Source organism: Nonomuraea sp. JJY05 (assembly GCF_043496855.1).
Lineage (GTDB): Bacteria > Actinomycetota > Actinomycetes > Streptosporangiales > Streptosporangiaceae > Nonomuraea.
Genome location: NZ_JBIEIS010000043.1, coordinates 103,561 through 110,537, shown reverse-complemented (window position 1 = coordinate 110,537; position 6,977 = coordinate 103,561). Strand labels below are relative to the sequence as shown.

Annotated in this window: 9 protein-coding genes and 3 pseudogenes; 7 read left to right on the top strand and 5 right to left on the bottom strand. The window is 65.7% G+C overall.

Annotated features, from left to right (window positions below; all coding sequences use genetic code 11):
- Positions 1-491: transposase (locus tag ACFKCF_RS47345; RefSeq protein WP_394501966.1), on the top strand; the 491-nt coding region annotated here is incomplete at its 5' end.
- Here ACFKCF_RS47345 and ACFKCF_RS47340 read toward each other — a convergent pair.
- The 4 genes and pseudogenes from ACFKCF_RS47340 to ACFKCF_RS47325 all read right to left on the bottom strand — a co-directional run.
- Positions 419-622 (bottom strand): annotated as a pseudogene (locus ACFKCF_RS47340) (IS5/IS1182 family transposase); the annotation flags it as partial. The gene ACFKCF_RS47345 and the pseudogene ACFKCF_RS47340 sit on opposite strands and share 73 nt — an antisense overlap.
- 108 nt (positions 623-730) lie before the next feature.
- On the bottom strand, positions 731-1,237 hold the full coding sequence (locus ACFKCF_RS47335; RefSeq protein WP_394501964.1) for a hypothetical protein: 507 nt from the start codon (positions 1,235-1,237) through the stop codon (positions 731-733).
- Positions 1,238-1,272: 35 nt separating this feature from the next.
- Positions 1,273-1,617: pseudogene (locus tag ACFKCF_RS47330) on the bottom strand (hypothetical protein); the annotation flags it as partial.
- Between the two features lie 112 nt (positions 1,618-1,729).
- Positions 1,730-2,011 (bottom strand): annotated as a pseudogene (locus ACFKCF_RS47325) (transposase); the annotation flags it as partial.
- A gap of 235 nt (positions 2,012-2,246) precedes the next feature.
- Here ACFKCF_RS47325 and ACFKCF_RS47320 point away from each other — a divergent pair.
- From ACFKCF_RS47320 to ACFKCF_RS47295, 6 genes are all read left to right on the top strand, one after another.
- The gene (locus ACFKCF_RS47320) at positions 2,247-2,474 is read left to right on the top strand and encodes a hypothetical protein (RefSeq protein ID WP_394501963.1); all 228 of its coding nucleotides are present in this window, start codon (positions 2,247-2,249) and stop codon (positions 2,472-2,474) included.
- A 461-nt stretch (positions 2,475-2,935) separates the two neighbouring features.
- Entirely contained in the window at positions 2,936-3,346 is a 411-nt protein-coding gene (locus ACFKCF_RS47315) for a DUF4158 domain-containing protein (protein ID WP_394501962.1), read from the top strand.
- A 234-nt stretch (positions 3,347-3,580) separates the two neighbouring features.
- Complete coding sequence (locus ACFKCF_RS47310; protein WP_394501960.1) at positions 3,581-3,970, top strand: hypothetical protein; 390 nt, start codon at positions 3,581-3,583, stop codon at positions 3,968-3,970.
- A 251-nt stretch (positions 3,971-4,221) separates the two neighbouring features.
- A complete protein-coding gene (locus ACFKCF_RS47305; RefSeq protein WP_394501958.1) occupies positions 4,222-4,587 on the top strand; it encodes a hypothetical protein in 366 nt (121 codons plus the stop codon).
- The gene (locus tag ACFKCF_RS47300) at positions 4,587-4,892 is read left to right on the top strand and encodes a hypothetical protein (RefSeq protein ID WP_394501956.1); all 306 of its coding nucleotides are present in this window, start codon (positions 4,587-4,589) and stop codon (positions 4,890-4,892) included. Before ACFKCF_RS47305 ends, ACFKCF_RS47300 begins: the two co-directional genes overlap by 1 nt.
- Entirely contained in the window at positions 4,889-5,731 is an 843-nt protein-coding gene (locus tag ACFKCF_RS47295; RefSeq protein ID WP_394501954.1) for an ABC transporter permease, read from the top strand. The genes ACFKCF_RS47300 and ACFKCF_RS47295 overlap by 4 nt, the downstream gene beginning before the upstream one ends.
- 51 nt (positions 5,732-5,782) lie before the next feature.
- Here ACFKCF_RS47295 and ACFKCF_RS47290 read toward each other — a convergent pair whose 3' ends face one another.
- Positions 5,783-6,940 carry a hypothetical protein gene (locus tag ACFKCF_RS47290; protein WP_394501953.1) on the bottom strand — a complete coding sequence of 386 codons (1,158 nt, stop codon included), beginning with the start codon at positions 6,938-6,940 and terminating at the stop codon, positions 5,783-5,785.
- Between the last annotated feature and the right edge of the window lie 37 nt (positions 6,941-6,977).

Here is a 6,977-nt window from a genome sequence, read left to right as displayed (position 1 = left end):
AGAGCCAGTGCCAACCCTGCCCGGTCCGAGCCAAGTGCACCACCTCCCGCGACGGTGCGCGCAACGTGGGCTTTCCTCCGCGAGAACTACACGAACTGCAGCTGCGCAACCGCGCGGAGCAGCAAGAACCGGACTGGCACAAGCGCTACGCGGTACGTTCCGGCATCGAGGGCACCATCTACGAGTTCACCCACGGCCATGGCATGCGCCGCTGCCGCTACCGCGGGCAGGCCAAGGCCCACCTGCAACACGTGCTCACCGCCATCGCCGTCAACGTCGAACGCCTCAGCCGACACCCTCCTGGAGAAAGCGCGCCCCCACGACCGCCGACAGCCTTCCAGGACTACCTCGACCAGCAAGGCATCCCGCGCTTGCGTTCCTGGCGAGCCGCCAGCGAACAGGATCCCCGACAGAGTCAAGCTAGTTGCGCGGGCGGCACCGGCGGATGCCCCTTGGTGGCATCGCCGTACAGGCCTGCCAGTTCCTCATGAAAGGCTTCATCGAACAGTTCGTGCCGGTGCAGGCGCAGGAAGATGAACAGTTTGGCCCGTTTGATCGCCTTGATGATGATGTGCTCAGCCGGTGCCAGCTCCACTGGTGGTTGCCACGTTCTGGGACGCATGAATCATGGATCCTCCCTGACCCCGACCGAAGACGCGATCAGGGAGAGGTACCACAAACACCATCAGAGATACATGACCGACGCTCTAGACTCTCATCCAGATGGAGGTCAGGTCATGCGACAGTAGACTCCCTGGGGGTTGAAGGCTTCGCCGCTGGAGTAACTTATATTCTCCAACTTGCCGTTATAGTACATCTTCCTGGTGATGTTGTAGCGCTTCTTGATCCCTTGCGGATAAGCCCGATACACCTGCCCACTCTTAGTGAACTTAGGGGAGTTGCACTGCGAGGTCACCGTGGTTGTGGTGGCCGTACTAAAACCGATTTCGGCGGCCACGATGGCTCGGGTAACGCCGAGCTTGGTTTGGATAGTCCGTGCAACTGAGAACGACCTGGAGAGCGAGCAGGTGCCGCCGACCCCGGCGGAGCAGCTCGCCAGCTGCTTGTTGTAGAGCACAACAGTGCTATCGGTACTCGTCACCTTGATCGCATAGGTATACACGGGATAGTCAGCGGCGGCGGAGTGCGCTAAGGCGCTTGGCGAGGTCAGTGGAATGAGTGCCATGGGGAGAACAGCGCTGGCTAGCGCGATGGTCCATTGTCGGGATCTGGGCATGAGGACACTCCTCGGGAGTTAGGCGAATCACCTGTTTACCGAGAGGCTAGGGGTGCCTGGTATATCGTCGGTATGTCGCCCGAGCCGTACGGGCGCAGGCGTACATGGTGAGGACCCCCGATCGGGTCGATGTAAACGAAGGTCACTGCCGTTCGGGTGCCCTCAACTCCGGCGCGTTCATGGTGTGCCGCTGATGGCCAGGCCCTCGACGGGCCTGTTCGACCTGGCGGAATGGAGAGGAGACGGCCTGATGCCACGCAGGCAGGCACAGACCAGAATCGAGCGGTGCCGACCGCGGCGACGAACGCTGCGCATGCTCCGATGAGGTCGACGAACCCGAGGTCGTGCTGCATACGGCGCAGCGCCGGCGCAGCCTGACTGCGGACGACTTCGGCCGCCTAGGGAGTGTCCTGTGGATCATGGAGTCGGGTCGCGGAGCCAGATCCTGATCGAGGCGACGTCGATGGTGCCCTGGTAGATCCGCTCGCGTTCTTGCTTGAGACGATTGGCTCGCTGATCTTTCTTGATCGGAATGACCGCCTTGATCCCACGTCGACGCAGGTAAGCGCGGTTACCCCGCGAGGAGTACGCCTTGTCGGCCAACGCCCGCCCAGGACGCTGACGAGGGCGGCCCAAACCACGACGCAGGATCCGTACGCGCTCCAGCACGCGCCGGAAGTACGGGCTATCCCCATGCTGACCAGGACTGACCATCGTCGCGATCGGCCGGCAGCGCCGGTCGGCGACCAGATGAATCTTGGTGCTGAACCCACCCACGAGCTCAGACGGGCAGGCCAAGGGTGATGCTGGCGGAAACATGCGCATCCTTCGTAAGCCGTCGCCAACGCATCCACGACATACCAGAAATATACCGCCGCACTCTATGGTTAAATCCACAACCTTGGCAGGACATCCAGGATGCTATCCGGTGATTGTCGGGTGTTTACTCGACATTTATTCGGCCATCGTTGAACTAGCCTCTAGTATCAACTTCAAGGGAAGGCGTTTTGTGAAGCGATTCGTTACGATTGCCATGCTGGCAGCAGCGACGTGTTTGACGCTGACGGTCAACGCGGCCCCGGCCAGCGCAGATACTGTCCATTCCTACTACCGCTCTAGTACGGCGTGCTACAAGGCCGCCAAGGTTCTTAACGCGCTCAGTTTCGGGACAAAGAAGTACTATTGCTTGTCCAATCCGCGCATCGCCGTCTATAAAGTGATGCGTGTGACGAAATAGTGTTGTTGCCTGGCCAGACAACACATGTGCTCAATCGATCCCCTCGGATGCTTCACACCGAAGCGATCAGAAGCCGCTGCCGGTAAGCGGCCAAATGACAAAATGAGTGACACCAAGGGTGCCCAGAGTGACCCGGCGGCACACTACGGTGCACATGAACAGACGTTTGAACTGGCAATACGCAAGGTGGAGCGATCAACTCGAATGCTTCGCATCGAAGGGGTCAGGGATTCGAAATTCCCTTCTCTCCACCAACGGCCGTTCTTGAAACTGCTGGACTGAAGTTGACGGAATCCCGTTCGATCATCTGGATTGGACGGGATTTCGCGTTTTCCTGTTCTGCCGCAGCGAAGGTTGAGCAATTCTGGGGGTCAGCCCACATAAGGCCAAAAGCCACATTGAGATGATCTTGAAGAGGCTGAGCAGCAGGTTGATGAAGCTGTGATCTGGCTTCGCCTGTTGTGTGCGTGTTCGTCTCGCTGCGGTGTGTCTCGTTCATTGGCGGGGTGAGCCTGGAGGCGTGTGCGGTGACGTCGGTGGAGCGGACCGCGTACCGGGTGTTCCCCCGGTTGGTGATGCCGCGTGAGCTGTACCTGTTCTACTCCCCGTCGGCCGAGGGGATGGCTTGGACGAGGGAGAAGAGCGACACCGATGAGCACCTGCTGGCATTGACGCTCGCGCTGAAGTGTTTCCAGCGGCTGGGTCGCTTCGCCAAGGCCCGTGAGGTGCCGCCTGTGGTGGTCGAGCACGTTTGGAGCGGCTGGCCCAGGCCCGGCTGCAACCGCCGGCGTTCTCCACGCTGGACAGCATGGAGTCGACCATCCGCGGCCAGGTCAACGCCCAGATCTTACAGACGATCTGGCGGCGACTGAGTACCGAAGACCGTGCCCGTATCGGGGCATTGTTCGTACCCCGGCCGAGTGGCAGGAGCGGTCTGGACTGGTTGAAGAAGCCGGCGCGCCGGGCGAGCTGGTGGAAGTTGAAGGAGCAGGCCGAGCATCTGGCGTGGGTGGAAGGGTTGTGCGATACCGAGACGGTGCTGGAGGGCATCGCCGCCTCGAAGATCGCCGACTTCGGGGGGGGAGGCGGAGGCGGCCGATGCCGATGTGCTGGCCCGTTCCTACAGCGTGGAGGTCAAGCGGATCGCGCTGCTGGTGTGCTTGGTGCACTCCGCCCAGGCACGGGCGCGCGATGACTTGGCTGAGATGTTGTGCAAGCGGATGGCGGCCACCGCCAAGAAGGTCAAGGCCAAGCTGGAGGAGATCCATCAGCGGCAGCGGTGGGTGGGGGAGAACCTGATTTCCGCCTACCGGGGCGTGCTGCAGGGCCTGGTGCCGGGCGGGCCGGTCGAGGTGGCCGAAGTCGCGGCCGCGCAGTTGGTGATGCTGGCGCTGACCGCGCTGCGGGGGTCCGACGGGGACGCCGACGCCGACACTGGCCCCGAACTCGGGGCGGGCCTCGGGGGCGAGGAACGCGGGGACAGCCATTGGCGGTGAGATGGATCATGGTGCGGACCGCCACCCCTGACTTGCGGAAACACGAAAAAGGCGTTATTGCGTCGGGCTATCCCACCATGTCTGGGCCGAAAAGCTGCTCAACACTGTTGATCGTGCATCGCCCTGACCTGGTCGAATAGCCCATACCGCCAATGGCTGTCCCTGCGTTCCCCGACCCCGGTACCGGCGGTCTCAACTCACCTGCCATGCAGTCACCAAACCGCAACTGGGACACCTTCAAGATCGCGATTGTGGCTTTTGGGCTTATCTTGGCTACACCCCTGCTGGGTGTGGGGCTGGCTCCGGTGCTGGTGATGGTGTTGCGGCCGTCGGATCCGGTGGCGTTCGCGGTCTCGCCCGCCGGGGTGGGGCTCGGGTACGTGGTCGCGGTGCTGGTCACGGTGCTGGCGGCGTACGCCTCGTCGCGGCGGGCGGCGGCGATCCCGCCGATCGCGGCGCTGCGGGCGGCTCCGGAGCCCGGGCGGACGCGGTCGCTGCTGGGCGTGCTGTTGCCGGCCGGGGGCCTGATCGGGGTGGTCGCGACGGCCGCCCCTGGTGAGGGCACGGTGCCGCGGATCGTCGCGCTGGCCTCGGCCGCCGTGGGCGCCACCGGGTGATGCTGCTCGCGCCGGTGATCGTGGCCACGCTGCTGCGGCCTCTGGACCTGCGGAAAGGAGGGCCGGCGTGGCAGCTGGCCGTACGGAACGCCGCCCGTGACCCCCGTCGTACGGCGGCGACGGCGAGCGCGTTGATGATAGGGCTGGCGCTGGTGTGCGCGTTCGCCACGGTCAGCGAGTCGTTCGCGGGGCTGATCCGCTCCACGACCCGCGCGAACGTCCCCGCCACCACGACCGTCCCGCACCCGGCGGCCGGGGCCCGGCCCGGCTCTCGGCGGGCGACCTGGCGCGGGCGCGTACCGTGACCAGCGCGTACGCCGCCCGCGACCGGCTGGCCACCCCCCGGTACGCGGGCGGCTCCACCGAACGGATCGTCACCGCGATCGACCCCGGCGCCATGGGGACGGTGCTGCGGCCGTCGGTCACGGCGGGCTCGGCCGACCTGCGGCGCGGCGTGCTCGTGGCCCGCGACCAGGCGGCCATGCTGGGGCTGGACGTCGGCGACCCGATCACACTGGTGATCTCGCCCGGGGCATCGGTGAACGTCCGGGTGGGCGGCTTGTACGAGGCGAGCGAGTTCTCGGCCAGCGTGTACTACGACGCCGCGCTGGCGCCGGCCGGGCTCGGCATCACGATGATCTACGCGGACGGCGCGAGGCGGGCCCCTGGACGAGGCCTTCCGCGGCGGCCCGACGCGTCGGTCATCGGGCGCGACGAGCTGATCACCAACGCGGTGCGGGCCCAGGAGCTGGGGTTCCTGGTGATGTACGCGATGTTCGGGATCGCGGTGGTCGTGGCGCTGCTCGGGGTGGTGAACACGCTGGCCCTGTCGGTGCTGAACCGTACGCGGGAGATCGGCGTGGCCCGGGCCATCGGGGCGACCCGCGGGCTGATCGGCCGGTCGATCCGGCTGGAGAGCCTGCTCATCGCGCTGTGCGGGGCGGTGCTGGGGATCGTCGTCGGGGTGGCGGCCGGGGCGGTGATGCAGCATGCGATGCTCGGGCAGCCGCTGTCCGGGCTGCGGGTGTCGTACGGGGTGGTGGGGCAGGCGTTCGCCGGGATGATGGTGCTCGGCGTGCTGGTCGCGGCCTGGCCGGCACGCCTCGCCGCCCGTACGGATCCTCTGGAAGCGATCAAGAGCTGAGTCGTCAGTCGCCCGGCGCGACGTCTCTGGAGGCGATCGGGACGCGAGGTGTCAGTCGCCCGGTGCCACATCCGCCGGGCGCGGCCAGCGGAGCGTCACCGGCGGCCCCCACCCGCTGCACTTCGACGACGCCAGGAAACCGCCCTTCTTGCACGCCTGCCCCTGGAAGGTGTAGCCGACGGACTGCCGTCCCTTCAGCGCCTTGGGGTCACCGAGTACGGTGACGATCGACGCGGTCGGCTTGAGCAGGGACTCGTCGTCGTCCTGGCCGCACCGTTCGGCGGGGTTGTGGTGGGCGGTGCACTCGATCTGCCACACGTCGTACCGGCGGTACGTCGACTCGAAACTGACGAAGACGCCGGGGTTCTTGCCCTTCGTCCGCCGTTCCCACCAGGAGGTGACGGCCAGCGCCCCGGCGCCGTCGTTGTCGGGCCGGTAGGTCACCGCGCCGTACTCGAAGTGCTGCCTGGAGGTGCCCGCCGGATAGCCGGGGACGTTGATGCCGCTCACCCCGACCGGGCAGCCCAGCACGGACGTGTCGCGCTTCATCTCCTCGCGCCAGTACTTCCCCACCCGGTCGATCGGGACGCTCTTGCACTCGCGGGTCTGCTGGGCCGTGATCGAGATCGGCGGCGCGAGGTAGCAGTAGCCGGGCGTCCCGGCAGTCACGCACGTGCCGGACGTCTTGAGCTGAACGCTGTACTTCGTCCCCTGCTGCAGGTTGTTGTGGAGGTTGATCCAGCTCCAGGCGTTCTCGTTCTTGGCGAACTTGCCGCCCGCCAGCTCCCGGAACGGCTCCTGTTTGGGCTTGTCCGTCCACCAGCCGACCGTCACGGCCCCGTCCGCGACCCGGCCCGAACCGCCCCAGGCCACGTACATGCTGTCGTTCAGGTGCACCGAATTGCCCTGGTACAAGGCGACCCACCCGCCCGGCGCCAGGCGCGGGGCCTCGATGACGACGCCGAAGTCGAACGTGACCTGCTCACTCACCCCGTCCACGCCACCGCTCTGCTCGCGTTTGCGCTGGACCAGCTCGCGACCGCGCGGGCAGCCTAGCGGGCTGCGCTCGGCGCCCCATTTGCGCCAGATGTTGCCGATGGTCGCGGGAAGCTTGACGGTCGTCACGCATTCGTCGTGTACGGGGGGCATACTGCTCGTCTGCGCCACCTGTGAGCTCGCCAGGAGCGCCAGGGCGACAAATGCTTTCATAGGGCCGAAGGTACGAACGGGACGCCTACCGCCACAT

Coding starts and splice junctions, on each gene's coding strand:
- ACFKCF_RS47335 (WP_394501964.1), bottom strand. CDS start 1,237: ATGCCCAGATCCCGACAATGGACCATCGCGCTAGCCAGCGCTGTTCTC.
- ACFKCF_RS47300 (WP_394501956.1), top strand. CDS start 4,587: ATGCTGCTCGCGCCGGTGATCGTGGCCACGCTGCTGCGGCCTCTGGAC.
- ACFKCF_RS47290 (WP_394501953.1), bottom strand. CDS start 6,940: ATGAAAGCATTTGTCGCCCTGGCGCTCCTGGCGAGCTCACAGGTGGCG.